Below are 26,275 nucleotides of genomic sequence, written 5' to 3'. Positions count from 1 at the left end.
CGTTTTGCGGGTGGGTGGTGCGGTGCCGTCAGATCGGCATGCGCATCACGTCCTGGTAGGCGGTGACGACGCGATCCCGCACCGTGGTCGCGGTCTGGAGCGCGAGTTCGGCGCGGGAGATGGCCAGCACCACATCGGTCACGCTGCCCGTGCCGGTCAGTGCGGCGGTCGCGCTGGCATCGGCCTGGTGGCCGGTCTGGATGGCGCCACGCACGGCGCGGCTCAGCGCATCGCCGAAGCCGCCCGCGGCGCCGGCGGCGGTGGACGCGGCCTCGCCCAGGCCTTGCGCGGCGCGATAGGCCGCCGCCGCGCCGAGTGCCGCGCCAAGGATGGGGGCGGCCATCAGCGCAGCGCCTCGATGGCGCGCATCAACATGCCGCGCGTGGTCTCCAGCACGGCGAGGTTGGCGGTGTAGCTGCGATTGGCCTCGCGCATGTCCATGTTCTCCACGAGGCCGTCCACATTGGGCGTGCGGACATAGCCACGTTCATCGGCGGCGGGGTGCCCGGGCTCGAAGCGCTCCGGAAAGGCGCTGTTGTCGCGGCCCACGCGCGCCACACGCACCGTCTCGACCCCCAGCGCGCGGTCGAGGCGGTTGGCGAAGGTGACGGTCTTGCGGCGATAGGGCTCGGCGCCCGGGGCGTTGCCCGTGCTGTCGCGGTTGGCGATGTTCTCGGCCACCACGCGCAGCCGCGAGGATTGCGCGGCCATGCCGGCGGCGGAGATGGAAAGGGCGCGGTCGAGATCCATGGCGGTTCACTCCGTCAGGGGCGGCCCAGCGCGGTGCGGAACAGCGCCAGGTATTTGCGGTGCAGCCCCATGGTCATGGCATGGGACTGGTCGTTCTCGGCGATGCGGATGGCCTGTTCGTCAATGGAGACGGCGTTGCCATTGGGCGTGCGCTCGCTCACCGCGGCCACCAGCCCGCGATTGGCGCCGCCCGCGGGCATCACATGCCGCGCATCGGTGGTGGCCATGGCGGGCCGCGCCACGCGGCGGGCGAGGATCTCGGCGAAGGGCACGGCATCGCGCGCGCGGTAGCCCGGCGTGTCGGCATTGGCGATGTTCGCGGCCAGCATGCGCTGCCGCCCATCCAGCCAATGCAGCCGCTGTTCCACAAGGGCCATGGGGCCGGAGCGCATGAGGTCCATGAGGCGCAGCTTGGCGGGGGAAGGTTAAGAAAGGCTGAAGCGGCCCGGTGTGGGTCGGTCAGGTTTCCTTAAGGGCCTGGCGGGCAGAAAGGCCCGATGGCCCCTCCCCCCGCCCCGCGGTGCCGCCCCCTGCCGAGGACGCGCCCGAAATCCAGGCGGTGCTGGCGGCCATCCGGTCGCTCGCCACCACCATGGCCGTGGCGCGTGCGCTCGTCACCTCCGGCCGCGCGGTGGAGCTGGAGGGGCTGGAGGCCGAGGCCGCGCGGCTCGCCGCCGCGCTGGCCTGCCTGGAGCCGGGTTCGGCCCCGCTGCTTCGCCCCGCCCTCGATGACTGCCTGCGGGAGCTGGAGCGCCTCGACCTCGCGCTCCGCCTGCCCTGAACCCCCATCCGCGTCGGCAGGAGGCCACGCCATGACATCACCTGACTATCTCCAGGCAGGCGCCGCGCTGGTCGCCGTGCTGTTGCTGCTCTGGGGCGGGGCGCAGCTGCTCCAGCGCCGGGGCCTGGTGGCGCGGCCCGATGCGCGGCTGCGCGTGGCGGAGGCCTGCGCGCTGGATGCGCGGCGGCGCCTGGTGCTGTTCCGCTGCGACGGGCGGGAGGGGCTGCTGCTGACCGGCCCCATGGGCGACCAGTTCCTGGGCTGGCTGCCGGAGCGCGCGCCATGAGGGTGTTCGCATTCGCCCTTGTCCTGGCCCTGCTGGCCGGCGGCGCCTCGGCGCAATCCGTCGCCATTGACCTGGGCGCCACGGGGCAGCCGGGGGCGACGGCGCGGCTCGTCCAGCTCACGGCGCTGGTCGGGCTGCTGTCGCTGGCGCCCTCGCTGCTGGTGATGGCCACGGCCTTCACGCGCATCGTCATCGTGCTGGCCCTGCTGCGCAGCGCCATCGGCGCGCAGGGCGTGCCGCCCAACCCGGTGCTGATCGGGCTGGCGCTCTTCCTCTCCTTTTTCGTGATGCAGCCGGTGCTGGAGGCCGCCTGGGTGCAGGGCATCCAGCCCATGACCGAGGGGCGCATGGACGAGATGGCGGGCCTCACCGCCGCCGCCCAGCCCTTCCACCGCTTCATGGCGGCCAATGTGCGCGAGACGGACCTGGCCATGTTCCTCGACCTCGCGCGCCTGCCCTCCGCGACGCCGGCCGAGGCGCCCTGGCGCGCGCTGGTGCCGGCCTTCCTGGTGACGGAGCTGCGCCGGGCCTTCGAGATCGGCTTCCTGCTCTTCCTGCCCTTCCTGGTGATTGACATGGTGGTGGCGTCCATCCTGATGTCGCTGGGCATGATGATGCTGCCGCCCTCGGTGGTGTCGCTGCCCTTCAAGCTGATCTTCTTCGTGCTGGTGGATGGCTGGACGCTGCTGGCGGCGAGCCTGGTGCAGGGCTTCGCGATGTAGGCGCTGAGAGGGCGATTCACCGCCTCGGCGTGCCGCCTCAGCGGATCGCGCTCTACTCGATGGCTGCGGGTGGCAGCGCCTCCTCGCCGCGCGGGCGGGGTTCGGGCGGCACCCAGGGGCGGTCGCCGCGCCAGTCGCGGTCGGAGAGAATGCGCCCCTCCGCGCTCCAGGCCGCGTGCGCGCCGTTCCGCCACAGGCTGAAGCGGTCCACCACCAGCGTGCCCGGGCAGCGGCCGCGCAGCGGTTCGGGCGAGAGGATCAGCGGCACCATGCCGCAGAGCTCGCGCGGGGCGTATTGCGGCGGCAGGCGTTCGTTGCGGCGCGGGATGGGCGGGCGCAGCAGGACGAGGCGCGGGGCGCCGGCAGCGTCGCGCAGGGTGCAGGAATCGGGCACGCAGGTGATGCGGCCGCCGGCCACCTCGCCCTGCGCCGGCAGGTTCGTGGCGCTGGAAGCACCCCAGGCGCGCAGCCACGCCTCCTGCACGAAGCGGGCGGCGCCGGGGCGGCGTTCGAGGAAGACCTCGCCCTCCACGCGCAGGGCGAAGAGGCGGCCATCGCCGGAGACCAGCGCATCGGGCGGCGGCGTGACGGCGCCCGCCAGCATCCCGCCCAGCACCGCCGGCAGCCCCCAGAGCCGCCAGCGCGTCCGCCACAGGCACAGCCAGCACATGCCCAGCGCCGTCACCAGCAGCCCCCAGGCGGGCGGCGGCGGCAGGGACAGCGCCGCCCCCGGCCAGGACGCCACGGCATGCGCCACCGCCAGAATCCCCCGCACCCCCCAGCCCATGATGGCGAGCGGCCAAGCCTCCAGCCCCAGCGGCATCAGCAGCAGGGCGAGCATGCCGGCCGGCATCACCAGCACCGAGGTCAGCGGCACCGCCAGCGCATTGGCCGCGACGCCAAAGAGCTGCACGCGCCCGAAATGGTGCAGCCCGGGCGGGGTGGTGGCGAGGCCCGCCAGCACCGAGGTCAGCGCCGTGCCCGCGATGGCCGCGAGCGGCCACCACCACCAGGGGCGCGGCCCCGGGTCGCGGCGCAGCCAGGGGCGCGCCACCTCCCACCCCGCCACCAGCGCCATGACGGCGAAGAAGCTCATCTGGAAGGAGGGGCCGAGCACCACCGCCGGGTGCAGCGCCAGCACGACCACGGCCGCGAAGGCCAGCACCCGCGGCGAGAAGGCCCGCCGCCCCGCCAGCAGCGCCACCGTCACCAGCGCGGCCATGGCGAAGCTGCGCTGCATGGGCACCTGGCTGCCCGTCAGCACCATGTAGAACCCGCCCGCCGCCAGGGCCGCCACGGCCGCAGGCGCCCGCGTGCCGAAGCGCAGCGCGAAGCCGGGCCAGAGGGCCAGGCCCCCCGCACCACGAAGAACGCCATGCCCATGACCAGGCCGATATGCAGCCCTGACACCGAAAGCAGGTGAACGAGGCCACTGTCGCGCATCGCCGCGAGGTCCGCTGGCGGCACGGCGCTTTGCCCCCCCGTCAGCAGGGCCGCCGCGATGGCGCCCGGCGCGCCGGGCAGCGCGGCCGCGACCCGCGCCTCGATCAAGGCACGCCAGCCCGAGAGCGGGGGCGCGCGGCCGCCCCGCGCCAGCACCTCCACCGGCCCGAGCGCGAAGCCCGAACCGCCCTGCCCCGCGAAATAGGCCGCGCGCTGGAAATCCCAGCCGCCCGGATGGGTGGGCGGGGGTGGCGGGCGCAGCAGCGCGCGGATGCGGACCATGTCGCCCGGCTGGGGGCGGGCGCGGTCATCGGCGCGCAGACGCACGCGGATGTTGCGACGGGCGGGCGGCATGTCCTCGGCCCAGCGAATGCCGGAGAGGGTGAGGCGCACGCCCTCCGGCAGCAGGTCGGTCTCGGCCACGGTGCCGGTGATGACCAGCGCGGTGCGCGGCGGGTCCAGCATGGGCGGCACCAGCGCCGCGTGCAGTAGGGCCAGCGCGAAGCCCAGCCCCGCCGCCGCGGCCAGCCCCATGGCCCAGCCCGCCAGCACGGTCCGGCGCGCGAGCCAGACCGCCACCGGCAAGGGCAGCATCGCCACCAGCGCCCAGGCCGGGTGCGGTTCGTTCCACAATGCGAAATAGAGCAGGATGCCGCAGGCCAGCGCCACGGGCAGCCACAGCGCCAGGCGGCGGCGCTCCGCTTCCAGCGTCCGGGTCACCCAGGGTTGTGGCGGGGCCAGCATGGCGCAGTGATGAACCACCCCTCCGCGCGCGGCAAGGGCCATGTTAGGAACAGGGGTATGACCGTCCGCACGCGCTTCGCGCCCTCCCCCACCGGCTTCCTGCATATCGGCGGCGCCCGCACCGCCCTGTTCAACGCGCTCTTCGCCCGGCGCCATGGCGGGCAGTATCTGCTGCGCGTCGAGGACACGGACCGCGCGCGTTCCACGCCCGAGGCCGTCGCGCAAATCCTGGAAAGCCTGGAATGGCTGGGCCTGAGCCCGGATGAGCCGCCCGTGATGCAGTCCGCGCGCGAGGCGCGGCATGCCGAGGTCGCCCACGAATTGCTGGCGGCGGGCCGCGCCTACCGCGCCTACGAAACCCCCGAGGAACTGGCCGCGATGCGCGAGCGCGCGATGGCCGAGAAGCGCCCCCCCCGCTACGACGGCTTCTGGCGCGACCGCACCCCCGGCCCGGAGCAGGAGGGCAAGCCCTTCGCCATCCGCCTCAAGGCGCCGACCGAGGGCGAGACCGTCGTGGAAGACCTGGTGCAGGGCACCGTGCGCGTGGCGGCGTCGGAGCTCGACGACATGATCATCCTGCGCAGCGACGGCACGCCCACTTATCTGCACGCGGTGGTGGTGGACGACCATGACATGGCCATCACCCATGTCATCCGCGGCGATGACCACCTGACCAACACCTTTCGTCAGTGCATGGTCTATGACGCGATGGGCTGGCACCGGCCGCGCTTCGCGCATATCCCGCTGATCCATGGCGCGGATGGCGCGAAGCTGTCCAAGCGCCACGGCGCCGTCTCGGTGCTGGAGTTCCGCGAGCAGGGGCTGCTGCCCGAGGCCGTGTGCAACTACCTGCTGCGCCTGGGCTGGGGCCATGGCGATGAGGAGATCATCCCGCGCGAGCGTGCGGAAAAGATCTTCGACCTGAAGGATGTGGGCCGCGCCGCCAGCCGCATGGACTATGCGAAGCTGATGCACCTGAACGGCGTCTATCTGCGCCAGGCGGACCCGGAGGCGCTGCTGCCCGAGGTGATGCGGCGCCTGGCCGCCATGGGCCAGGATTTCGGCACGGAGAAGATCGCGCGCGTGCGCGCCCTGCTGCCGGCGCTGCAGGAGCGCGCGAAGTCGCTGGTGGAACTCGCGCAGAGCGCCGCCTTCGCGGTGGCCGACAGCGCGCCGGTGCCCGATGCCAAGGCCGCCGCCCTGCTGACGGAAGAGGCGCGGGCGCGGCTGCTGAACCTGGCGGAATTCCTCTCGGCCATGCCCGAATGGACGCGGGCCGACCTGGAACACTGGCTGCGCGACTATGCCGATGTGAAGGGCATCAAGCTGAAGGATGTGGCCCAGCCGCTGCGCGTGGCGCTGACCGGCAGCACGATGAGCCCGCCCATTGACCTGACGCTGGAGGCGCTGGGGCGGGATGAGGCGCTGGCCAGGATTGTGCTGGCGGCGGAGGCGCCGCCAACCGCCACATGACCCCCAATTAATCTCCTTGAAATCTTCTTCCGGTTCGGCCACATCGGCCGCGGCCCGGCCAGAGAAGCCGGCCAGAACGGGAGAGATCATCCATGCAGAGGCGCAGCCTCCTGCTCGGTGCCGGCGCGGCCGGCGCGAGCGCCCTTGCCGCACCCGCCATCGGCCAGCAGGCCTGGCCGCGCGGTCCCATCACCATGGTGGTGCCCTTCGCCGCCGGCGGCCTGACCGACCGGACGGCCCGCGCCCTCCAGCCGCTGATGCAGCGCGAACTGGGCGTGCCCATCGGGGTGGTGAACATGACAGGCGCCTCGGGCGCGGTCGGCAAGCAGCACGTGGCGGACCAGCCGGCGGATGGCAATACCATCCTGCTGCAGACCGACGCCATCCGCACCTATCCCGCCATGGGCCAGTCCCACCTGACCTGGCGCGACTTCGACATGATCGGCGTCTTCGTCATCGCCACCACCTATCTCTGCGTGCGGCCCGACAGCTCCATCCGCAACGCGACCGACTTCGTGCGCGAATTGCGCGCGCAGGATGGGCGGCTGTCCATCGGCACGGCGGGGCCGGGCACCATGGGCTTCGTGGCCATGACGGCGTTCACGGCGCGGGAGCGCGTCCGCTACAACGAGGTCTCCTTCCCCGGCCACGCCCCGGCCCAGACGGGTCTTCTGCGCGGCGATGTGGGCATCGTGACCACCGACGCCGCCTCGGGGCGCGAGCTCATCATCGGCCGGCGCATCCGCCCCGTCTTCCACTGGGCGGCGCAGCCCACCCAGGTCGCGGGCTTCGGCGAGATCCCGGGCGTCTCGCCCGAGCTGCGCTCGATGGATGACATGCTGCCGCTGGGCGGCTGGTTCGGCCCCGCGGTGAAGCGCGGCACGCCGCAGCCCATCCTGGAACGCCTCACCCAGGCCTATACCCGCGCGGCCGCCGACCCCGCCGCGCAGCGCTTCCTGGACGACACGGGCACCCTGCCCGGCCGCCTGGTGCGCGACGAGGCCAACGCCCATGCGGAGCGCGAGACGCGCCGCATCTCCTGGCTGCTGCACGACAATGGCCGTTCGCAGCGCGACCCGGCCACCGTCAACCTCGAGCGGCTGACGAGCTGAGCGTGGTCGGCCGCGACATCGCGGTGGCGGCGGTGATGCTGGTCTTCGCCGCCGTGGTGTTCCGCGAGAGCTGGAACATGCCCGTCTTCGGGGGCCAGGCGCTGACCGCGCCCGGCCTCTTCCCGATGATCACCGCGGCGGCGATCGGGCTGCTCGCCCTGGCCGTCCTCGCGGACCGGGTGCCGCAGGCGCTGGGCTGGCGGCCCATCCCGCCCGCGCCACCGGAGGAGGGGCTGGGCTCCATCCCCAAGGTGGTGCTGTGCCTCATCGTCACCGGCACCGCCATCGCGATGATGCGCCCGGCGGGCTTCGTGGCAGCGGGCATGGTCGCGACCGCGGGGCTGATGCTGGTGGGCCTCGGCCGCCGGCCGCGGCCGGCGGAGGCGCTGCTCATCGCCGGGGTCTCGCTCGCCCTGCCCTTCGGCACGCATTGGCTGTTCACACAGGTCTTCCTCACCCCCCTGCCCTAGCGGAGAGATGCGCGCATGGACGTCTGGGCCCACGCGTCGTCGCTGTTCACACCCTACTATGTCGGCCTCATGGCCGTGGCGACGCTGGGGGGCATCCTGGTGGGGCTGCTGCCCGGCATCACCGTGACCATGAGCGTGGGGCTGCTGGTGGGCCTCACCTTCGGGATGCCCGCGCTCGACGCGCTGATCGTGCTGACCTGCGTCTTCGTGGGCGGGCTTTATGGCGGGTCGCAATCGGCCATCCTGATCAACGTGCCCGGCAGCCCGGCGGCGGCGGCGACCGCCCTTGAAGGGCATGTGATGTGCAAGACGGGGCGGGCGGGGCAGGCCATCGGCTTTTCCACCATCTCCTCGGCGCTCGGCACCATCTTCGGCGCGCTGGTGCTCTTCGCCGTGGCGCCGCTGGTGGCGGAGTTCGCGCTGAAGTTTTCAGCCTGGGAGTACTTCCTGCTGGCCGTGGTCGGCATGGCCATCAGTGCCGCGCTGTGCGGGCGGTCCATGGCGCTCGGCCTCATGGGGGCCTTCCTGGGCGTGCTGGTGGCGCTGGTGGGAATGGACAGCGTCTGGGGCTACCAGCGCTTCACCTATGGCTATACCGACCTCGCGGCGGGCTTCGCCTTCATCCCGGCCATGATCGGCCTGTTCGGCCTGGCCGAGGTGCTGCACGCGCTGTCGCACCGCGGCGGCAAGCCGCTGGCCGAGAAGGTGGGGCGGGTGGCGACGCGCTTCGGCGAATACTGGCGCTACCGCATGGCCATCCTGCGCGCCAACGTCATCGGCGTCGTCATCGGCGCGCTGCCGGGCGTGGGGGCCGACATCGCCGCCTGGGTGAGCTATGGCAGCAACAAGCAGCTCTCCCGGGAGAAGGACCAGTACGGCAAGGGCACGCCCGAGGGCGTGGTCTCGGCCGAGACGGCCAACAACGCGGCCATCGGCGGCACCTATATCCCGATGCTGACGCTGGGCATCCCGGGCGATGCGGTGACGGCGGTGATCCTGGGCGGGATGGTGCTGCACGGGCTGCGGCCGGGGCCCATGTTCTTCCTGGAAAGCCCGCAATACTTCACCATCATCCCGACCATCATGGTCATGGCCGCGATCTTCCTGGCCATCTTCGGGCTGATGATGGCGCGCGTGACCCCGCGCGTGCTGGGCGTGCCCGCCTGGGTGCTGTTCCCGGTGGTGGTGCTGCTGGCCATCGTGGGCGCCTTCGCGGTGAACAACCGCATCTTCGACGTGTGGGTGATGTTCGCCTTCGGCCTGCTGGGCTGGGGAATGCGGGCGCTGTCCATCCCCACGCCGCCGCTGGTGCTGGGCATGATCCTGGGGCCGATGGCGGATGCGGAGTTCCGCCGCGCCCTGTCAGCGAGCCATGGCAGCCTGGAGCCGCTCTACACAAGGCCGCTCAGCCTCGCGCTGATCCTGGTGCTGGTGGTGACGGTGGCGGCCAGCACGGGGCTGCTGGGACGGCTGTTCCGGACGCGGAGGCAGGGGCGGGCGCCGGCGGAATAGGAGTTTTTTCTTCCTTACCATCTTACGATCTTACTATCTTACCGGCCCCTACCCCGGAGGCCGCCCCATGCTCGCCAAACTCACCGCCAAGAACCAGTTGACCCTGCCCAAGCGCGTCGTGGACGCGCTGGGCAACCCCACCCATTTTGAGATCCAGGTGCATAAGGGCGCGCTCATCCTCTGGCCCGGCCGCGTGGTCTCGCTGGAACGGCAGGCGGAGACGGCGGGCATTCCGCCGGAGGTGCTGCGCGAAGCCCAGCGCCTCCTGGCCGAACGCAAGGCGCGCGAAAAAACCGGCGCGCTATAGTCACATATTCCTATACCGACGTCAAGCCGCCAGCGCGCTCCGCCCCGGCATCGCGCCGCCGCGCAGCGCGCCGGCGCGGGTGTCGCCCCATTGGCTCGCATGGCCCTCGGGCAGCGCGCGCGACAGGGGCGAGGACAGCCAGATGCGCAGCAGGTTGCGCTTCGCCCCCGCCTCCACCGAATCCGCATAGGCGGTGCGGCCGTGATAGGTCACGTGCTGGTTCATCAGCTGGATCTGCCCCGGCTCGAAGGGGATCTCGATGCACAGCGCATCCGCGAGCCGCGCGAGTTCGTCCAGCGCCTCCACCTGGCGCGGCGTCAGCGCCGGCACGCCGGGCTGGCCCTGCGCCATTTCCACATAGGTGCGGCTGTACTGGCTGGTGAAGCCGCCGCCCGGCCCGCGCGCGAAGACGGGCATGGGGAAGGGCCGGCTCGCCATGCCCTCGCCTTCCTCATCGGCCGGGCGGGCGCGCCAGTAATCGCCATAGAGTTCGCGCAGCAGATCGGGCCGCTCGCGCGCCATGGCGTCATGGATGGCGACGGTGGAGACGATGCGCGACAGCCCGCCCGAAATCCCGTTGGAGGCGCACATCAGCGCCAGCAGGTCGCACTTGTCGGTGTGGAAGCGAAGGGCGGCGGTGGAGCGGCTGCGGTTGCGGGCGGAGCCCTCGGCCCGCGCCTCGCCCATGCCCGTCTCGTCGGTCACATCGGCCAGGATTTCGCCCGTGGTGTTCTGCGGCAGCGGCACGCCCAGATGGCACATCAGCCCCCAGAAGAGCTGGCGCAGCTGCGCGCGGGAATAGTCGGCCGGGTTCAGCCCCGTGATGCGGACCACGCCGCGCCCATGCTCCAGCCCATGCGCCACATCGGCCAGGAAGGGCGCGGTCTCGGGCAGGGGGAAGGCCTCGCGGCCGAACTGGCCCGGGGGGCGGTCGCCCAGGGCGCGCAGCGCGGCGGCGATCTCGGCCTTGGCGCCGGCGGGGAGCGGCTTGATCCAGGAATTCGGGTCGGCGCGCAGCGCGGCGCCCTCCCAGGCGGCCAGGCCGCCGATCACGGTGGTGTCCATGGGGAAAGACTGCGCCCGAAACGGTCTTGGCGGAAGGGGAAACTGCCGCGACAATTTCGCACCAACCGGAGCTCCCCGCATGCGCCGCCGCAGCCTTCTCGCCGCCCCCTTTCTCCTGCCCGCGCTGGCGCAGGCCCAGGCCGCGCCATGGGCGCCCACGCGGCCGGTGCGCTTCATCGTGCCCTGGCCCTCGGGCGGGCTGAACGACATCGTGGCGCGCAGCTTCAACGACCCCGTCTCGCGCGCGCTGGGCCAGCCCATCGTGAATGATTTCCGCGCCGGGGCGGGCGGGCGCATCGGGGTGGCGGAGGTGGCGCGGGCGGCGCCCGATGGGCACACCATCGGCATGGGCAATCTGGGGCCACTGACCATCTTCCCGCATCTCTTCCGCGACATTCCCTATGACGCGGCGACGGACCTCATCCCCATCGTGATGTTCGCGGCCTCGCCGCTGGTGCTGGTGGTGGCGAATGACGTGCCGGCGAACAATGTCGCCGAATTCCTGGCCTGGGTGCGGCAGCGGCCGGGGCGGTCCAACTACGCGAGCGTCGGCGTGGGCACGGCGCAGCATCTGATCTTCGAGATGTTCCGCCAGCGCGACGGCATCGCCATGGAACATGTGCCCTTCCGCGGCACCAATGAAAGCCTGCCGGCGATGATGCGCGGCGATGTGCAGGCCATGTTCGACACCCTGCCGCTGATGCTGCCGCAACTCCGTGACAACCGCATCCGCGCGCTGGCCGTCACCACGCCCGCGCGCGTGCCGCAGCTGCCCGATGTGCCGACGCTGAAGGAAAGCGGCTATGCCGACATCGATGTCGCCACCTGGTATGGCGTGATCGCCCCGCGGGGCACGCCGCAGCCGGTGGTGGACCGGCTGCACGCCGAATACATCCGCGCCGGCGCCCTGCCGGAGGTGCAGGCGACGCTCTCCAACCTCGGCCTCATCACCCTGCCCAACGCGCCGGGCGAATTCGCCACCCGCGCGGCGGCGGAGCGGGAGCGCTGGGGGCAGATCATCCGCGCGCAGAATATCCGTGTAGAATAGGGGACATGAACCTCTCCCGCATGCTGGCCGCCCGCGCGGCCGCCCAGAAGCCCATCACCGTCGGCGTCATCGGCGCCGGCAAGTTCGGTTCCATGTTCCTCGCCATGGCGGCGCGCTCGCCGGGCATCCATGTGGCCGTGATCGCGGACCTCTCGCCCGCCCGCGCGCGGGAGAACCTGTCGCGCATTGGCTGGAGCGCGGAGCAATCGGCGGCCGCGAGCCTGGATGATGCGCTGCGTGGCGGCACGACACATCTCACCGAGAATGCCGCGCTGGTGAACGATCCGCGCATCGAGGTGGTGGTGGAGAGCACCGGCAACCCCGCCGCCGGCATCGCGCATGCGCTGGCCGCCATCGAAGCCCGCCAGCACATCGTCATGGTGAATGTGGAGGCCGATGTGCTGGCCGGCCCCCTGCTGGCGCGGAAGGCCGCCGCCGCCGGCTGCGTCTATTCCATGGCCTATGGGGACCAGCCCGCCCTGGTCTGCGAGATGGTGGACACGCTGCGCGCCATGGGCATGCCCGTCATCGCCGCCGGCAAGGGCACCAAGTACCTTCCCGCCTTCCACGAAAGCACGCCCGAGACCGTCTGGGGCCATTACGGCTTGACGCCGGAACAGGCGGTGGCGGGCGGCATGAACCCGCAGATGTTCAACTCCTTCCTCGACGGCACCAAGAGCGGCATCGAGATGGCGGCCATCGCCAATGCCACCGGCCTGACACCGCCGGAGGATGGCCTCGCCTTCCCGCCCGTCGGCGTGCAGGACCTGCCGCATGTGTTCCGCCCGCGCGAGGTGGGCGGGCATCTGGCGCAGAAGGGCGTGGTGGAAGTGATCTCCTCCCTCGAGCGCGACGCGCGGCCGGTGGTGGGTGATCTGCGCTGGGGCGTCTATGCGGTGTTCGAGGGCGAGACGGACTATATCCGCCGCTGCTTCTCCGAATATGGCGTGCACACCGACGGCACGGGCCATTACGCGGCGCTGTGGCGGCCCTATCATCTGATCGGCCTCGAACTCGGCGTGAGCGTCGCGAGCGCCGCGCTGCGGCGCGAGCCCACGGGCTGCGGCGATGCCTGGCGCGGTGATGTGGCCGCCACCGCCAAGCGCGACCTGCGCGCGGGCGAAATCCTGGATGGCGAGGGCGGGTCCATGGTCTGGGGCAAATGCGTCCCCGCCGCGCGCAGCCTGGCCGAGGGGCTGCTGCCCATCGGCCTCGCCCACGGGGTGCGGCTGCTGCGGGACGTCCCGCGCGGGGCCATGCTGCGGCATTCCGACGTGGCGCTGGACGATGGCGCGCTGGCGGTGCGAATTCGGCGGGAAATGGAAACGACCTTCACGGATTGTTGAGGCACTTTGGGTTGAGTGGGGGCATGCGACGCCTCACAGCCCCCCTCGCCCGCCTCAGCCTCGCCGCCCGTGTCACGGTCGTGGGGCTCCTTGCCATCACCGTCTCGGTCCTGGCCGTCGAAGGCTCGACGGCATGGCGGGACCATCGCGCGGACCACGCCGCGCTGGAGGCGCAGCTCGAACGGGACCTGGTCCTGCTCGATGGCCTCACCGCCCGGGTGGCGGGCGGCGGCGCCTGGCGGCTGACCGAGGCGGGGCGGCTCGCCCGGGGCGATGTCGTGATGGAAGGCGCCAATGATTTGGTGGATCTGGTGCGCGCGGCCACCGGCGCGCGCACGGCCATCTTCCGCGGCGATGAGGTGGTGGCCGGCACGGGCCGCCCCGATGGCTCGCGCCTCACGGGCCAGCGCACGGCCGCCGGGCCGCACCGCGACACCGCCCTGGGCGAGGGGCGCATCTACCGCGGCCCCACCCGGATCGAGGGTGCGCCGCATATCGCGATCTACAGCCCCATCCGCGACGCGGGCGGCCAGGTGATCGGGATGCTCTTCGTGGGCCAGTCCCGCGCCACGATGGACGCGGCGCTGATGGACAGGCTGTGGCACGCGCTGGTGGCCACGCTGCTGCTGGTGGGGTTGGCGGGCGGGCTGCTCTGGCTGGGGCTGCGCCGGTCGCTCCGCCCGCTGGAGGAGCTGCGGCAATGGGTCGCGGCCGGGGTCGCGGAACAGCCCGTGCCGCATCTCGCGCGGCGGGATGAGCTGGGCGCGCTGGCCCGCGCCCTGGAGGAGAATCGCAGCACCGCGCAGGAGAAGGCCCGGCTGGAGGCCGCCCTGCGCGCGGCCGAGGAGGGGCGCAAGCGCCGCAGCGCCGCCATGGAGCGCAGCGCGGAGGAGTTCGGCAGCAATGTCGGCTCGGTCATGGCGGGCTTCGAGGATTCCGCCAGCACCATGCTGACCGCGACCACGCGGCTGTCGGACGCGATGGGCCGCACCTCCGCCCAGGTGACCGAGACGGCGGGGCATTCGGCCGAGAGCAACGCGAACCTGCAGGCCGTGGCCTCCGCGGTGGAGGAGCTGGCCGCGAGCGTGAGCGAGATCAGCAACCAGGTCAGCCGCGCCGCCGTCGTCGCGGCCGAGGCGGTGACCGAGGCGCAGCGCGGCGATACGCGCATCGAGGCCCTGACCAGGAGCGCGGACCGCATCGGCGACATCCTGAACGTGATTTCGGACGTGGCCTCGCGCACCAACCTGCTGGCGCTCAACGCCACCATCGAGGCGGCGCGGGCGGGCGAGGCGGGCAAGGGCTTCGCGGTGGTGGCGTCCGAGGTGAAGAACCTCGCCACCCAGACCGCGGGCGCGACGCAGGACGTGGCGGCGCAGATCGCGGCCATCCGCCAGGCGACGGCCGAGGCCGCGCAGGGCATGCGCGCCATCTCCGCCGCGATCGGCCGGATGGACGAGGTGGCGGGCGGCATCGCGGCCGCCGTCGAGGAACAGGGGGCCGCCACGCGCGAGATCACGGGCCGGCTGCAATTGGTGGCGCGCGGCAATGCCCAGGTGGCCGACACCATGGCCGAGGTGGCGCGCATGGCCGAGGCCGCGGCCGATGCCACGCTGGAGGTGGAGAGCAGCGCCGCCACCGTGCAGGGCGAGGCCGGGGTGCTGCGCGCCGAGGTGGATGGTTTCCTCGCCACCCTGCACGAGCAGATGGAGGAACGCCGCCGCTTCGACCGCCTGGCGGTGGAGGGCCGCGACGCCACGGTGGTGGTGGAAGGTGGCACGGAGCGGCTGCGCCTGCTCGACATCTCGCTGGGCGGGGCGGCGCTGCGCCGGGCCCTGCCCCTGCCCCAGGGCGCGGCGCTGACCATCGCCCTGCCAGGCGCTGGCGGCCCCGCCACGGCAAGCGTGATGCGCTGGGAGGAGGGTGTGCTGGCCGTCAACTTCGACCAGCCCATCGGCACGGCGGTGATGGAGGCCGTGACGCGCGAACTGGGTATCGCCGCCTGAGGCGTTCCCAAACGCGCCATGTTCTGTAGGCTTCCTCCAAACCCTTGAGGAGGAAGCCGATGCCCACATTGTTCGACCTGACCGGCAAGGTCGCCATCGTCACCGGCGGCAGCCGCGGCATCGGGCGGGCCATCTGCGAAAGGCTGGCGGAACATGGCGCGAAGGTCGTCGTGTCCTCGCGCAAGCTCGATGCCTGCCAGGAGGTGGTGGACGCCATCACGGCCAAGGGCGGCACCGCCATGGCCGTGGCCTGCAACATCGGCCGCAAGGAGGAATTGCAGAAGCTGGTGGACGCCACGCGCGCGGCCTATGGCCCGGTGGACGTACTGGTCTGCAACGCCGCGGTGAACCCCTATTTCGGCCCGTCCCAGGACATTCCAGACGAGGCCTATGACCGCATCATGAACTCCAACGTGCGGTCGAATCTCTGGCTGTGCCAGATGGCGATTCCGGAGATGGCGGCGCGGGGTTCGGGTTCGGTCATCATCGTCTCGTCCATTGGCGGGTTCCGGGGCTCGCCGCGGCTGGGCATCTATGGCGTCAGCAAGGCCGCCGACATGCAGCTGGCGCGCGCGCTGGCGACCGAATGGGGGCCTTCGGGCGTGCGCGTGAACGCCATCGCGCCCGGCCTGGTGCGCACCGATTTCGCCCGGGCGCTGTGGGAGGACCCCGTGAACCTGAAGAAGCGCACGCGCGACACGCCGCTGCTGCGCATCGGCGAGCCGGATGAGATCGCGGGGGCCGCGGTGTTCCTGGCCTCGCCCGCCTCGGGCTTCATGACGGGGCAGAGCATGGTGATTGATGGCGGCGTGCTGGCCGGGCCGCCGTTGGTGAGCGAGGACTGAGGGCGCGGGGGGCGCCCTGGCGCCCCTTTTCGCCGCGCGGCCGATTCACGCCCCCGGCTGCGCCGGGAGGGATCGGACGCTTCGCCGCGCGGCCGATTCACGCCCCCGGCTGCGCCGGGAGCGATCGGACGCGGGTCACCCCTTCTTCACATTCCAGAACAGCGGCATGCCGCTCAGCATGTCCGTCACGTTGCGCCGGTGCGCCGTGGCCAGGAAATACTGGCCGAGCGGGATCATCGGCACGTCCTGCATGGCCTGCGCCTGGATGCGCCGGCCGATGGCCTGCTGGGCCGCGAGGTCGGGTGCCGTGAACCATTCCTGCCGCAGCGCTTCCAGCGCCGGGCTGTCGGGCCAGCCGATCCAGCCATTGGTGCCATTGCCGCGCAGCCCCAGATGCCCGGCCGGCGAGGCGAAATCGAGCCCACCGCCAAAGGTGAAGAAGGCGCTCCAGCCGCCGCGCTCCACCGGCTCGCGCGAGGTGCGGCGCTGCAGCACCGTGCCCCAGTCCAGCGCCTGGTAGTCCACATTCAGGCCGATGCGGCGGAAGGCGTCGGCGCCCACCTCGCTCATGGCCCGCAGGAAGGGCAGATCCGTCGGCACGATCAGCGCCACGCGCTCATTGTTGTAGCCGGCGGCGGCCAGGGCCTGGCGCACGGCGGCCGGGTCGCGCGGGCCGGTCAGCGGCGCCAGCCCCTCATTGGACGCCAGCGGCGTGCCGGGCGTGAACACGCCCACATCGCCGCGCCACAGCTCGGGGTTGTTGCCCACGATGGCCTGCATGAAGTCCGGCTGGTGGATGGCGCCCAGCACGGCACGCCGCACGGCCGGGTTGTTGAAAGGCGGCTGGAGGTGGTTGAAGCGCAGGAAGCCGATGAAGCCAGTCGTCTCCAGCGTCTTCACCTCCACCTGGCGGTGGCGGCGCAGCACGGGCAGCAGGTCGGTCACGGCCTGTTCCCACCAATCCACCTCGCCCGCCTGGAGTGCGGCCGCCGCCGTCGCGCCATCGGGCATCACCACCCATTCCACGCGGTCCAGATGCGCCACCTTGGGGCCGGCGGTGAAGGAGGGTGCGCCGCCCTCGCGCGGCACATAGCCGTCGAACTTCGCATAGACGGTGCGCGCGCCGGCCACGCGCTCATTCGCCACGAAACGATAGGGGCCGGAGCCCACGATCTCGCTCACCTGCGTCGCCGCGTCGGTGCGGGCCAGGCGCTCGGGCATGATGAAGGGGACGGTGACGGTGGTCTTGCCCAGCGCCGCCGGCAGCAGCGGGAAAGGCGCCTTCAGGCGGAAGCGCAGGCGCCGGTCATCCAGCGCCGTGAGTTCATCCGTCGCGGCGAAGAGCGCCTGGCCGAAGGGGTCGCGCGCGCCCCAGCGCCGCAGGCTGGCCACCGCATCGGCGGCGCGCACGGGTTCGCCATCGTGGAAGCGCAGATTGGGGCGGAGGGTGATGGTCCAGGTCCGGCCGTCATCCTCGACCACATGGCCCTCGGCCATCTGCGGCTGGGCGCGGAATTCGGCATCCGTGCCATAGAGGGTGTCATAGACCAGGTAGGCGTGGTTGCGGCTGACGAAGGCGGTGGACCAGAGCGGGTCCAGCACCGTCACATCCGCCTGCGGCACGAAGCGCATCACGCGCGCGGCCTGGGCGGTGGCGGGCGCGGCGAGCGCCCCGGCGAGGGGCGTGGCAAGAAGCGCGCGGCGCGGCAGGCGGGGCATCCGGATCATCCCAAGGTTGACGGGACGCATCCTGGGGGTGCGGCGTGGTGCGGCGCAACAGCTTTGACAGGGTGGGAAACCGGCCGCTGCGGGCCACGACGTGAGCGGGCCCATGGACCCCCTTGCGGGGGGTCGGCCCAGGCGAGGAACCGTCCGCACGCCCGCCATCCGGCGGGACGCCCTCCGCCACGGCCCGCGGGCCGGAACGGAGGTGGCGGGACCGGCATCGAAATGCCGGACAAGGCTCTCGCCGCGAAACACGCGCGCGGCACCGGCAGCGGCCGGAAGGACGGCGGAGATAGGGTGCCCCTCTCCGCTTTTGAAGTGCGATGCACGCGGATGGCCCCGCGCGCATCGCATGGCGTCAGCGCGCCAGGTTTTCCGCGATATAGGGCGGCAGGGCGAAGGCGCCGACATGGATCTCGGGCGTCCAGTAGCGCGTCTGGCCGAGGATGCCCGCGGCCTCGGCGCGGGCGCGGATGGTGGCCACGTCCACTTCGCGCAGGCTGGCGTCCTTCGCGGCCCAGCCCAGCGTCATGAAGCCGCCCACATAGGTCGGCACCGCGGCGACATAGGCCCAGGTGTCGGGGAAGGATTTGGCGCGGCGGATATTCGTCTCGCGCAGCTCGTCGGCCTGCATGAAGGGCACGCCGCACTGATTCACGATCAGGCCGCGCTCGCTCAGCAGCCGGGCGGCATTGGCGTAGAATTCGTCGGTGAAGAGCACCTCGCCCACGCCGATGGGGTCCGTGCTGTCCACGATCACCACGTCGAAGCTGCCGGAGGCGGCTTGGCGGACATAGTCAATGCCATCGCCCACGATGACCTCGGCGCGGGGGTCGTTCCAGGCGTCGCCGGCGATCCCGGGCATGAATTCCTTGGCGAGGCGGATCACTTCGCCATCAATCTCGACCATCACGGCGCGCTCGACATTGCGGTGCTGCAGCACGCGCCGCAGCACGCCGCCATCGCCCGCGCCGATGATCAGCACGCGCTTCGCCGCGCCATGCGCCAGCAGGGGCACATGGGTCAGCATTTCCTGATAGACGAATTCATCGCGCTCGGTGATCTGCACCACGCCGTCCAGCAGCATGACGCGGCCGTGGCTGGTGCTCTCGAACACCATGATGTCCTGGAAATCGCTCTGCACGCGGGCGAGTTCGCGCTTCACCAGGAAGCGCTGGCCCCAGTCGGGGTAGAGGGTCTCGTTCACCCAGGAATCGGTCGCCATCGTCATCGTCTCCTGCACGTAAGAAGGGCCGGGTGTCGCCACCCGGCCCCGATCAGTCACCACATGCGGCCGGCATTCAGCCGATCAGGCCGCGCTTGTGCTCGGCGAGCTGCACGCGCTCGGCCAGGAAGCCGCGCTTCAGGAACGGGATCGCCTTGTAGGGGTCGCAATCGCCGCACACGAAGATGTCCAGCGCCGCGTAGTCGCGCTCCGGCCAGGTGTGGATGGAGACATGGCTCTCGGCCAGCACCAGCACGCCCGACACCCCGCCATTGGGCGAGAAGTGGTGGAAATGCCCGTGCAGGATGGTGGCACCCGTGGCGATCGCGGCCTCGCGCAGCACGGCGTCGATATGGCCGGGGTCGTCAAGGTTGGTGGCACCCCACAGGTCGATGATCAGATGCGTGCCGGCGTAGCGCACGCCGTTCCGCTCGACGAAGTAATCCTTCGCCTCACTGACCGAACCGTGACCGGCGTCACCGTGAGAGACAGTCTGGGCGTTGCTCGGGAGCGTGTCCGAGTTCATCCCCAGTCGGACGAGAGAGTCCATTCGGTTCCCTTTCCTACCAGCAGATGACCAGGTGTATCGGCTGTGCGGCCACCGTGGCCGTCGGTTCGATCATGGTCAGTGGGGGCGCGTTCTGGGGCATGGGGGCCTGGGGGTCAAATGAAATCGGGACCTTGCGATGTGATCCCTGTGCAAGGCGGCACGCCCCCAGCGCAAGGCTCCTCCCTCATCCCCGGTCTTGCGGCAGGCTGCGGAAGAGATCGAGTTCGCGCGCGAGGCGCGGCAGGTCGGCGAGGCCGCGCACAGGGTCGCTCGTGAGCGCGTCGAAACCGGCCTTCAACGGCGCCTCCGTCATGCGCGCGGCATAGCGGGCGCGGAGTGCGGGAAGCTGGTCCTCCTCGCCCGCCAGGATGCGCAGGGCGGCCAGGCGCAGCACCTCGCGCTGGGCTCCGGCGGGCAGTGGCGCCGTGTCATCCGTGCGGTCCAGGTGGCGGGCCAGCGCGATGGCTGCCCCCGCATGGTCCCGCGCGGCGGCGAGAATGCCGGACAGCGCCAGATCACCCTCGGCGCCCAGCGCGGTGAGCGATTCGACGGCGCGGTCCGTCTGGCCGCGCAGCGCCTCGGCGCGCGCGGCGAGGATGGCGCGGCGGCGGGCCAGCGCCACGGGCAGGTTGCGCGCGGAGGTGGCGGAGAGCGCCTCCAGCGCCGCATCCGCATCGCGCGCATCCAGGCGCAGCTCCGCGAGGCGCGCGCCCAGCGCCGCCCGCCCCTCGCCCGCCGGCGTGCGTTCCAGCGCGCGGGTCAGCAGCGCCGCCGCGCGGTCGTTGAGGTCCAGCGCGGCGAGGCGGCCCGCCAGCCCCTCCAGCACCGCGGCCGCCGCATCGCCGGTCGGCATCAGGTCCGGCTGGGCGTCGTGCATGGCGACGGCGGCGAGCGGCGCATCCGTCTCCAGCGCCTGAAGGAAGGCCTGTTGCAGGCGCGGGCGGATGGCGGCGGCCTGCTCGGGGAAGAGCGAGGCCGTCTCCCGCAGCAGGGCCATGGCGGCGCGCGCATCGCCCGCCTCGCGCCGGAGGTCGGCGATGCGCAGCCGCGTCACCACCTCCTGCGCGTCGCCGCGCCAGGCGAAGAGCGTCTGCTCGAGGCCCTGCGCCGCCTCGGCCGGCGTGACGCGGCCGAGTTCCAGGCGCCGTTCCAGCGCGTGGCGCAGCGCGCGGGCGCGCATCAGCCGGTCCCGCGAACGGGCGGCGGCGTCGAAGAGTTCCAGCGCCTCCTCCGTGCGGCCCTGCGCGTTTTCAGTGAGCGCGCGGGCCAAAGCCAGGCTCGGGTCCGGGCCCGCCTGTTCCAGCACGCGGGCGGCGGCGGCACCCTCGCCGCCGGCGGCCAGCGTTTCGGCCAGCACGGGCAGCAGGCGGCGACGCAACCCTTCGGGGTAGGACATGAGCAGCGGCGCGGTGGCGGCGAGGGAAGCGGCGGCGGTGCGCGTCTCGCCACGGGAGGCGTCACGCAGGGCGCGCCAGAGCATCACCTCGTCACTGGGCGCGATCTCGGCCTCCAGCGCGCCGGCGGGCGGGGTGCGCCCGGCCAGCAGCGCGGCGGCGCCGGAGAGGAAGAGGTGGCGCGGGTCGCGCGCGGCGGCGGGCGTCTCCTCGGCCGCCATTCGGAGCATGGCCTGCGCCTCCTGCGGCAGGCCCAGCGAGAGAAGCGTCTCGGCCACGGCGAAGCGCAAGGGCGCGCGCTGCAAGGGTGCGGCGCCGGCCACGGCCGCCTGCTGCGCGCGCAGCCGTTCCATCAGCGCAGGCACGGGCGCGGCGGGAAAGTCGAAACTGCGCGTCATGGCGCCCGCGCCCTCGGTGAGCGGGCTGACCTCGGGGGCCGGCGTGGCGCCGGTCAGCACGAAGCGTCCCGCGCCCGCGCGCAACGCGATGCGGTCGGAGCGCGCGAGGATGGCGGCGCCGTGGAAGGTCTCGGGCAGTTCCATCTCGGGCAGGCGGCGGGTGACGGGCTGGCGGGCGAGCGGTTCGCGCAGCGTGCCGATGAGCAGGGGCAGGCCCGTCTCGGCATCGGTCAGCGCGACCACCTGCGCGGCGCCGGGTGCCGTGAGGAGAAGGGATTCGGCCTCCGGCACGGCGCGCAGATGCGCCACATCGGGCCCGCCCGGCGCGCGGGGGCCGGGGATGAGCAGCCAGTCGGCGCCGTCGCGCTCCACGACCAGGCGCTGGTCGGCGGCAAGCGGGAAGGTCAGCACGCTGGCGCCGGGCAGGCGCTGCACCTGCGCGGCGGCGAAGGCGCGGTCGGCCCGGACGGCGCCGAGTTCGAGCGGCCGTTCGGAGGCCAGCACCACCAGCGCCACATCCCCCCGGCGCAGGGCGGCCAGGCCGAAGCCCGCGGCCTGGGGCAGGCGCAGGGCGCTGGGCTGGTTGGCGCGCAGCACGGCGCGCGCGCGGATGGGCGGCGGCCCGGCCAGGCTGTTCAATGGCGGGTTGGCGGTGGACGCGGGCTCGGCCACCGGCGGAGCCAAGGGCGCGGGCCGTGCGGGCGGCGCGGCCGGCACGGCTGCGGCGGGGCTTGCGGGCGCGGTCGCGACAGGGGCCGCGGGCGCGGGGCGCGTCGGCGCGGGCGGCGGCGCGGCCGCCAGCGGCGCGGGCGGCTCATCGGCGGGCGGCGGAGGCTGCGCGAAGGCGCCGCTGGGAATGGTGGAGGCGGGCTGGGCCGGAGCGGTCGCGACAGGGGCAGTGGGCGCGGCCGCGACAGGGGCGGTGGGCGCGGGCGCGGGTGCGGCAGTGGGCGCATCGAGGCCCGGTGCGGCGACGTTCGGCACAAGCCGGGGCGCCGGCGGCGCCGTGGCGACGGGCCTGGCCGGTCTCTGCGCGGCCGGACGCGGGGCGGCGGCCGGGGCCGCGACGGGCGGCGGCTCGGCCTCGGGCGCAGCCGCGTCCATCACATCCACCGCCACCTTGGGGCCGTTGCGGAAGTGCCGCACGCGGCTGCCCTCGGCAATCAGCAGCTCGATGCCGCCTTCGACGCGGTTCGCGGCGGTGATGTTGCGTGGCAGGCGGCCGCGCCCGGGCAGGTCCACGGAATCGGCGTTGCGGAAACGCAGCAGCACGCGGCCCGGCGTGGTTTCGACCGTGTAGGCGGGTGGCGCCGTCCAGTCGAAGACGATGCGCCCGAAGCCGGGGTGGTTCCCGGTGCGGACGCCCACACGCTCCTGCGCCGCCGCCAGCGGGGCGAACCCCGCCAGCAGCAGCGCCAGCAGCGCGACAAGCCGGGCCATGCGGCGCATCAGTCGAAGCTCGCCAGCAGGCGGTCAATGTCCGCCTGGCTGCTGGCGGCGGTGGGCAGCTGCGGGCCATTGGCCAGCGCGCGGCCCTCGGTCTCGGGCGTGATGACCACCTCGGGCTCCGGCGTGGGCTGGCTTTCGGTCGTGCCGAAGCGGCGCGTCACGTCGGAGACGCGCTGCTCGATCACCTTCAGCGCGCTCACCACCTTGGTGATGCGCTGGCCGGTGATGTCCTGGAAGCTGCACGCCTCGTAGATGCGCGTGACGGCCACGCCCAGCGCATCGGCGTGCTCGGCCGGCAGCTTGGTCTGCAGCTTCTCCAGCCCCTCGCACACGTCCAGGATTTCGTTGGTGGCGGTGGCGGTGTGTTCCACCACCGCGTCCAGCTCATCCGTCGCGGTCGGGATGTGGCGGTCGTTGATGTCGTCCACCCTGAGGGCGGCGATCTCGGACTTGGCGCGCGCCACCTCGCGGCCCAACGCCTCCAGCTCTCCCAGCAGGGAGATCTCGGTGGTCGTCAGGTCGCCGGAGAGGCTGCCCAGCACCTCACGTACGGCACGCTCGATCTGCTCGGGGTTCTGATCAGGCATGGACGAGCACCTTCTCGATCTTCTCCTTCAGCGTCTCGGCGTTGAAGGGCTTGACGATGTAGTTGGAGACGCCGGCCTGCTTGGCGGCGACCACGTTCTCGGTCTTGCTCTCGGCCGTGATCATGATGAAGGGCAGGCTCTTGAGCCGGCTGTCGGCGCGCACCTCCTTCAGCAGGTCCAGGCCCGTCATCGGCTCCATGTTCCAGTCGCTGATGACCAGGCCGAAATTGCCGGCGCGCAGCTTGGCCAGCGCCTCGGCGCCGTCCGTCGCCTCCTCCACATTGTCGAATTCGAGCTGCTTGAGCAGGTTGCGGATGATGCGCAGCATGGTCTTGTAGTCATCCACGATCAGCACGTTCATGTTCTTGTCGATGGCCATCGGCGGTCTGTCTCCGGGGGTCAGGGTGAAGGGGCGAGGCGGGCGCGCAACCGCGCCAGCTCGGTGGTGGCCTGCCGCGCCCTGTCGGGCTGCATGGCGGCAAGGATGGGCGCCGCGCGGGCTTCGCGCATGCGGGCGAGGACGGGCAGCAGCACCTCCATGTCCAGGTCGTTGAAGATCACGGAGGCGTCGCGCGGGCGCATCGCCTCATAGAGCCGTACAAGCTGGCGCAGACGCTGTTCGGCGCGTTCGTCCTGCGCGGCGGTCTCGCTCTCCAGCCGCTGCTGGAGCGTGCCGAGCTGTTCGATGCGCTGGGCCAGGCGGCGTTCGGCGGCGGCCAGCAGCATCTCGCGCTGCGCCGCCTCGGCCTCCCGCGCCTCGATCGCCAGGCGGCGTTCGCGCAGGGATTCGAGCAGGGCGCGCTCGGCGGCCTGGATTTCGTCGGGCGGGGCTTCCGGCTGGGCGGCGGGCGCCTGCGCCACCGGGGCCTCCGGCGCGGCGGCAGGGGCCTGTGCCGCGGCGGGCGCGCCGAAACCGTCATGCAGCATCAGGCCGCGCGTCAGCAGCAGCCCCGCCATGGCGAGGATGGCGAGCGGCAGCAGGCGGGGGCGCCAGCGCCTCATGCCACGCGCCCCAGGGCCCGGAGCAATTCCCGCTCCGCCTCGCTGCGGGGCGCGGGCGTGCCGGGCGCGGCGGGGCTCGCGGCCAGCGGGCGGCCGGCCTGCACCGCGGCCTCCAGCCGGTCGGCGATGGTCTCGGCGCGTTCCAGCAGATAGCGCAGGTCATCCTGCGCGAGGCCCGCCGCCTTCAACCTTTCGCCGAATTGGCGGTCCGCCTGCTCGGTCGCGGCGCGCAGCCGGGTCAGCACGGCATCGGCCTCGCGCGTCGCGTCCGCCAGCCCGTCGGCACCGCTGGCCAATGCCTCGCGGTCCGCGCGCAGGGCGCGCAGCATGCGGTCCAGCCGCCAGGCCATGGGCAGGGTCAGCGCCAGCAGCAGCACCACCGCGATGTCGAGGAGGAAGGCAAGCTGACTCATGTGCCGAGCACCTCCGACGGCGCGCGCAACACCTGCGAAATCCGCACCGCCCGCCGCGTCTCCCGCCGGCCGTACTCCGCCTCGAACAGCGCCACGGGGCCGCATTGCAGCTTCACCGGCGCCTGGGGCTGGGCGTTCAGCGTGATGCGGTCCCCGGGCTTGAGCGCGATGATGGCGGAGAGCGGCATCACCTGCTGGTCCAGCACCACGTCGAGCGAGACGGCGGTGTCCCGCAGCTCCCGCGCCAGATGGGTTTCCCAGATGCTGTCGCGGCCGAATTTCTCGCCCATGAATTGCTGCAGCAGCAGCTCACGCACCGGCTCCAGCGTGGCATAGGGCAGCAGCAGGTCCAGCGCGCCGCCACGATCCTCCATGTCAATGCGCAGCTTGGTCAGCACGCAGGCATTGGACAGGCGCGAGATGGTGGCGAAGCGCGGGTTCACCTCCAGCCGCTCGAAGCGGAATTCCACCTCGGTCAGCGGGCCGAAGGCGTCGCAGAGATCCTTCAGCACCACGCAGATCAGGCGTTCGACCAGGGTGCGCTCGATGGTGGTGTAGGGGCGGCCCTCCACGCGCATGGCGGCCGTGCCGCGGCGGCCGCCCAGCAGCACGTCCACCACCGAGTAGATCATGGCGCTGTCCACCACGATCAGCCCGTAATTGTCCCATTCCTCGACCTTGAAGACCGCGATCATGGCCGGCAGCGGCACGCTGTTCAGGTAGTCGCCGAAGCGCTGGCTCGCGATGCTGTCGATGCTCACCTCGACGTTGTCGGAGGTGAAGTTGCGAAGGCTGGTGGAGAGGATGCGCACGAGACGGTCGAAGATGATCTCGAGCATGGGCAGGCGCTCATACGAGACCAGCCCGGAATGGATCATCCGCTCGATGCCGGACTTGCCGACCTCGCCCTCGCCCGCCTGCTCGAAGCCCAGAAGGCTGTCGATCTCGGCCTGGTTCAGGACGCGCGTGGCGTCGGGCGTGGGGGCGGGCGCGGGCGTGCCGCTCTCCTCCTCCGCGTCCAGCGCCGCACCCCAGGCGGCGGCGAGATCGTCTTCCTCGGTGCTCATTGCACGAGAATCTCGGTGAAGAGCACGTCGGTGACGCGCACGGGGGTCGCCGCGATGTTCGCGCGGGCGATCAGCTCCTCGCGCAGGCGGTGGGTGCCGGCGCTGCCGCGCAGCTCCTCGGGGCGCACCTCGCGCAGATAGGTGGTGAAGAGGTCCAGCAGACGGGGCATGGCGGCTTGCAGGGCGGCGGCATCGGCCTGGCCCCGCACCTCGATCTGGCTGCGCAGCCGGATGAAGACGGGGCGGCGGTTGCCCGAGTTGAGGTTGGCCACGATGTCCGGCATGGCGACGAAGACGGCGGGTTCGGCAGGGCGGGGGCCGGTGTCCACCTCCTCGGCGGCGGCTTCCTCGACCGGCGGGGCCGCGTTCATGCCGAGCAGCCCGGGCAGCACGCCCGAGAACCACAGCCCCGCGCCCGCGCCCAGCAGCAGGAGCGGCAGGGCGAGCAGGACGAGTTTCTTCTTCGAGCGGCGCGGGGCATCCCCCTCGCCCCCCGCCTCGCCAACCGTCTCGGCCTTCGCTGCCGCGGCCATCGGGCCCACCCTTGTTGCGTGA

General features: G+C 72.3%; 28 protein-coding genes. 12 read left to right on the top strand and 16 right to left on the bottom strand.

What is annotated here, in order from left to right:
- Window positions 1–28: 28 nt before the first annotated feature.
- From ICW72_RS20160 to ICW72_RS20150, 3 genes are read right to left on the bottom strand one after another with little or no spacing between them, the layout of a single operon-like run.
- Complete coding sequence (locus ICW72_RS20160) at window positions 29–343, bottom strand: flagellar hook-basal body complex protein FliE (RefSeq protein ID WP_191084297.1); 315 nt, start codon at window positions 341–343, stop codon at window positions 29–31.
- Entirely contained in the window at window positions 343–750 is a 408-nt protein-coding gene (gene flgC, locus ICW72_RS20155; protein WP_191084296.1) for a flagellar basal body rod protein FlgC, read from the bottom strand. The genes ICW72_RS20160 and flgC overlap by 1 nt, the downstream gene beginning before the upstream one ends.
- 14 nt (window positions 751–764) lie before the next feature.
- The gene (locus tag ICW72_RS20150) at window positions 765–1,151 is read right to left on the bottom strand and encodes a flagellar basal body rod protein FlgB (RefSeq protein WP_191084295.1); all 387 of its coding nucleotides are present in this window, start codon (window positions 1,149–1,151) and stop codon (window positions 765–767) included.
- A gap of 119 nt (window positions 1,152–1,270) precedes the next feature.
- Here ICW72_RS20150 and ICW72_RS20145 point away from each other — a divergent pair, with 119 nt between their 5' ends.
- From ICW72_RS20145 to fliP, 3 genes are read left to right on the top strand one after another with little or no spacing between them, the layout of a single operon-like run.
- Entirely contained in the window at window positions 1,271–1,531 is a 261-nt protein-coding gene (locus ICW72_RS20145; protein WP_191084294.1) for a hypothetical protein, read from the top strand.
- Between the two features lie 31 nt (window positions 1,532–1,562).
- Window positions 1,563–1,817 carry a flagellar biosynthetic protein FliO gene (locus tag ICW72_RS20140; RefSeq protein ID WP_191084293.1) on the top strand — a complete coding sequence of 85 codons (255 nt, stop codon included), beginning with the start codon at window positions 1,563–1,565 and terminating at the stop codon, window positions 1,815–1,817.
- Window positions 1,814–2,539: a flagellar type III secretion system pore protein FliP gene (fliP, locus tag ICW72_RS20135; RefSeq protein WP_191084292.1), complete on the top strand. Its 726-nt coding sequence runs from the start codon at window positions 1,814–1,816 to the stop codon at window positions 2,537–2,539. Before ICW72_RS20140 ends, fliP begins: the two co-directional genes overlap by 4 nt.
- 52 nt (window positions 2,540–2,591) lie before the next feature.
- Here fliP and ICW72_RS20130 read toward each other — a convergent pair whose 3' ends face one another.
- On the bottom strand, window positions 2,592–3,836 hold the full coding sequence (locus tag ICW72_RS20130; protein WP_191084291.1) for a ComEC/Rec2 family competence protein: 1,245 nt from the start codon (window positions 3,834–3,836) through the stop codon (window positions 2,592–2,594).
- A complete protein-coding gene (locus ICW72_RS21165; RefSeq protein ID WP_191084290.1) occupies window positions 3,797–4,726 on the bottom strand; it encodes a ComEC/Rec2 family competence protein in 930 nt (309 codons plus the stop codon). Before ICW72_RS21165 ends, ICW72_RS20130 begins: the two co-directional genes overlap by 40 nt.
- A gap of 57 nt (window positions 4,727–4,783) precedes the next feature.
- Between ICW72_RS21165 and gltX the strand changes: the two genes are divergently transcribed.
- From gltX to ICW72_RS20100, 5 genes are all read left to right on the top strand, one after another.
- Entirely contained in the window at window positions 4,784–6,199 is a 1,416-nt protein-coding gene (gene gltX / locus ICW72_RS20120; protein WP_191084289.1) for a glutamate--tRNA ligase, read from the top strand.
- Window positions 6,200–6,291: 92 nt separating this feature from the next.
- Window positions 6,292–7,311: a tripartite tricarboxylate transporter substrate binding protein gene (locus tag ICW72_RS20115; protein WP_191084288.1), complete on the top strand. Its 1,020-nt coding sequence runs from the start codon at window positions 6,292–6,294 to the stop codon at window positions 7,309–7,311.
- 2 nt (window positions 7,312–7,313) lie between these two features.
- On the top strand, window positions 7,314–7,781 hold the full coding sequence (locus tag ICW72_RS20110; protein WP_191084287.1) for a tripartite tricarboxylate transporter TctB family protein: 468 nt from the start codon (window positions 7,314–7,316) through the stop codon (window positions 7,779–7,781).
- A gap of 15 nt (window positions 7,782–7,796) precedes the next feature.
- On the top strand, window positions 7,797–9,293 hold the full coding sequence (locus ICW72_RS20105; protein WP_191084286.1) for a tripartite tricarboxylate transporter permease: 1,497 nt from the start codon (window positions 7,797–7,799) through the stop codon (window positions 9,291–9,293).
- 67 nt (window positions 9,294–9,360) lie between these two features.
- Window positions 9,361–9,600, top strand: a complete 240-nt coding sequence (locus ICW72_RS20100; protein WP_191084285.1) for an AbrB/MazE/SpoVT family DNA-binding domain-containing protein — start codon at window positions 9,361–9,363, stop codon at window positions 9,598–9,600.
- Window positions 9,601–9,621: 21 nt separating this feature from the next.
- On the opposite strand, the gene ICW72_RS20095 is transcribed toward ICW72_RS20100, so the two are convergent.
- A complete protein-coding gene (locus ICW72_RS20095; RefSeq protein WP_191084284.1) occupies window positions 9,622–10,665 on the bottom strand; it encodes a TauD/TfdA family dioxygenase in 1,044 nt (347 codons plus the stop codon).
- 79 nt (window positions 10,666–10,744) lie between these two features.
- Between ICW72_RS20095 and ICW72_RS20090 the strand changes: the two genes are divergently transcribed.
- From ICW72_RS20090 to ICW72_RS20075, 4 genes are read left to right on the top strand one after another with little or no spacing between them, the layout of a single operon-like run.
- Window positions 10,745–11,713: a Bug family tripartite tricarboxylate transporter substrate binding protein gene (locus tag ICW72_RS20090; protein ID WP_191084283.1), complete on the top strand. Its 969-nt coding sequence runs from the start codon at window positions 10,745–10,747 to the stop codon at window positions 11,711–11,713.
- 5 nt (window positions 11,714–11,718) lie between these two features.
- On the top strand, window positions 11,719–13,059 hold the full coding sequence (locus ICW72_RS20085) for an NAD(P)H-dependent oxidoreductase (protein WP_191084282.1): 1,341 nt from the start codon (window positions 11,719–11,721) through the stop codon (window positions 13,057–13,059).
- A gap of 23 nt (window positions 13,060–13,082) precedes the next feature.
- Window positions 13,083–15,065, top strand: a complete 1,983-nt coding sequence (locus ICW72_RS20080; protein ID WP_191084281.1) for a methyl-accepting chemotaxis protein — start codon at window positions 13,083–13,085, stop codon at window positions 15,063–15,065.
- Between the two features lie 59 nt (window positions 15,066–15,124).
- Window positions 15,125–15,910 (top strand): SDR family NAD(P)-dependent oxidoreductase, encoded by a 786-nt coding sequence (locus tag ICW72_RS20075; protein ID WP_191084280.1) that lies wholly within the window; start codon window positions 15,125–15,127, stop codon window positions 15,908–15,910.
- Window positions 15,911–16,045: 135 nt separating this feature from the next.
- Here the strand turns inward: ICW72_RS20075 and ICW72_RS20070 are convergent, their stop codons facing one another.
- From ICW72_RS20070 to ICW72_RS20025, 10 genes are all read right to left on the bottom strand, one after another.
- Entirely contained in the window at window positions 16,046–17,638 is a 1,593-nt protein-coding gene (locus ICW72_RS20070; protein ID WP_408639217.1) for an ABC transporter substrate-binding protein, read from the bottom strand.
- A 355-nt stretch (window positions 17,639–17,993) separates the two neighbouring features.
- On the bottom strand, window positions 17,994–18,860 hold the full coding sequence (gene speE, locus ICW72_RS20065; RefSeq protein ID WP_191084278.1) for a polyamine aminopropyltransferase: 867 nt from the start codon (window positions 18,858–18,860) through the stop codon (window positions 17,994–17,996).
- A 76-nt stretch (window positions 18,861–18,936) separates the two neighbouring features.
- The gene (gene speD, locus ICW72_RS20060; RefSeq protein WP_184384730.1) at window positions 18,937–19,410 is read right to left on the bottom strand and encodes an adenosylmethionine decarboxylase; all 474 of its coding nucleotides are present in this window, start codon (window positions 19,408–19,410) and stop codon (window positions 18,937–18,939) included.
- Window positions 19,411–19,594: 184 nt separating this feature from the next.
- Entirely contained in the window at window positions 19,595–22,642 is a 3,048-nt protein-coding gene (locus tag ICW72_RS20055; protein WP_191084277.1) for a hypothetical protein, read from the bottom strand.
- An 8-nt stretch (window positions 22,643–22,650) separates the two neighbouring features.
- On the bottom strand, window positions 22,651–23,238 hold the full coding sequence (locus ICW72_RS20050) for a protein phosphatase CheZ (RefSeq protein ID WP_191084276.1): 588 nt from the start codon (window positions 23,236–23,238) through the stop codon (window positions 22,651–22,653).
- Window positions 23,231–23,617, bottom strand: a complete 387-nt coding sequence (locus ICW72_RS20045) for a chemotaxis response regulator CheY (protein ID WP_184384736.1) — start codon at window positions 23,615–23,617, stop codon at window positions 23,231–23,233. Before ICW72_RS20045 ends, ICW72_RS20050 begins: the two co-directional genes overlap by 8 nt.
- 20 nt (window positions 23,618–23,637) lie before the next feature.
- The gene (locus ICW72_RS20040; protein WP_191084275.1) at window positions 23,638–24,240 is read right to left on the bottom strand and encodes a MotE family protein; all 603 of its coding nucleotides are present in this window, start codon (window positions 24,238–24,240) and stop codon (window positions 23,638–23,640) included.
- Window positions 24,237–24,653 (bottom strand): DUF6468 domain-containing protein, encoded by a 417-nt coding sequence (locus tag ICW72_RS20035; RefSeq protein ID WP_191084274.1) that lies wholly within the window; start codon window positions 24,651–24,653, stop codon window positions 24,237–24,239. The genes ICW72_RS20040 and ICW72_RS20035 overlap by 4 nt, the downstream gene beginning before the upstream one ends.
- The gene (gene fliM, locus ICW72_RS20030; protein WP_191084273.1) at window positions 24,650–25,720 is read right to left on the bottom strand and encodes a flagellar motor switch protein FliM; all 1,071 of its coding nucleotides are present in this window, start codon (window positions 25,718–25,720) and stop codon (window positions 24,650–24,652) included. The genes ICW72_RS20035 and fliM overlap by 4 nt, the downstream gene beginning before the upstream one ends.
- Window positions 25,717–26,253, bottom strand: coding sequence for a flagellar basal body-associated FliL family protein (locus tag ICW72_RS20025; RefSeq protein ID WP_191084272.1), 537 nt, complete (start codon window positions 26,251–26,253; stop codon window positions 25,717–25,719). Before ICW72_RS20025 ends, fliM begins: the two co-directional genes overlap by 4 nt.
- Window positions 26,254–26,275: the final 22 nt, after the last annotated feature.

The sequence above is a fragment of the Roseococcus microcysteis genome (genome assembly GCF_014764365.1).
In the GTDB taxonomy this organism is placed as follows: Bacteria; Pseudomonadota; Alphaproteobacteria; order Acetobacterales; family Acetobacteraceae; genus Roseococcus; species Roseococcus microcysteis.
The sequence above is the reverse complement of the archived record's forward strand: the minus strand, read 5'-3'. Positions and strand labels throughout refer to the sequence as shown.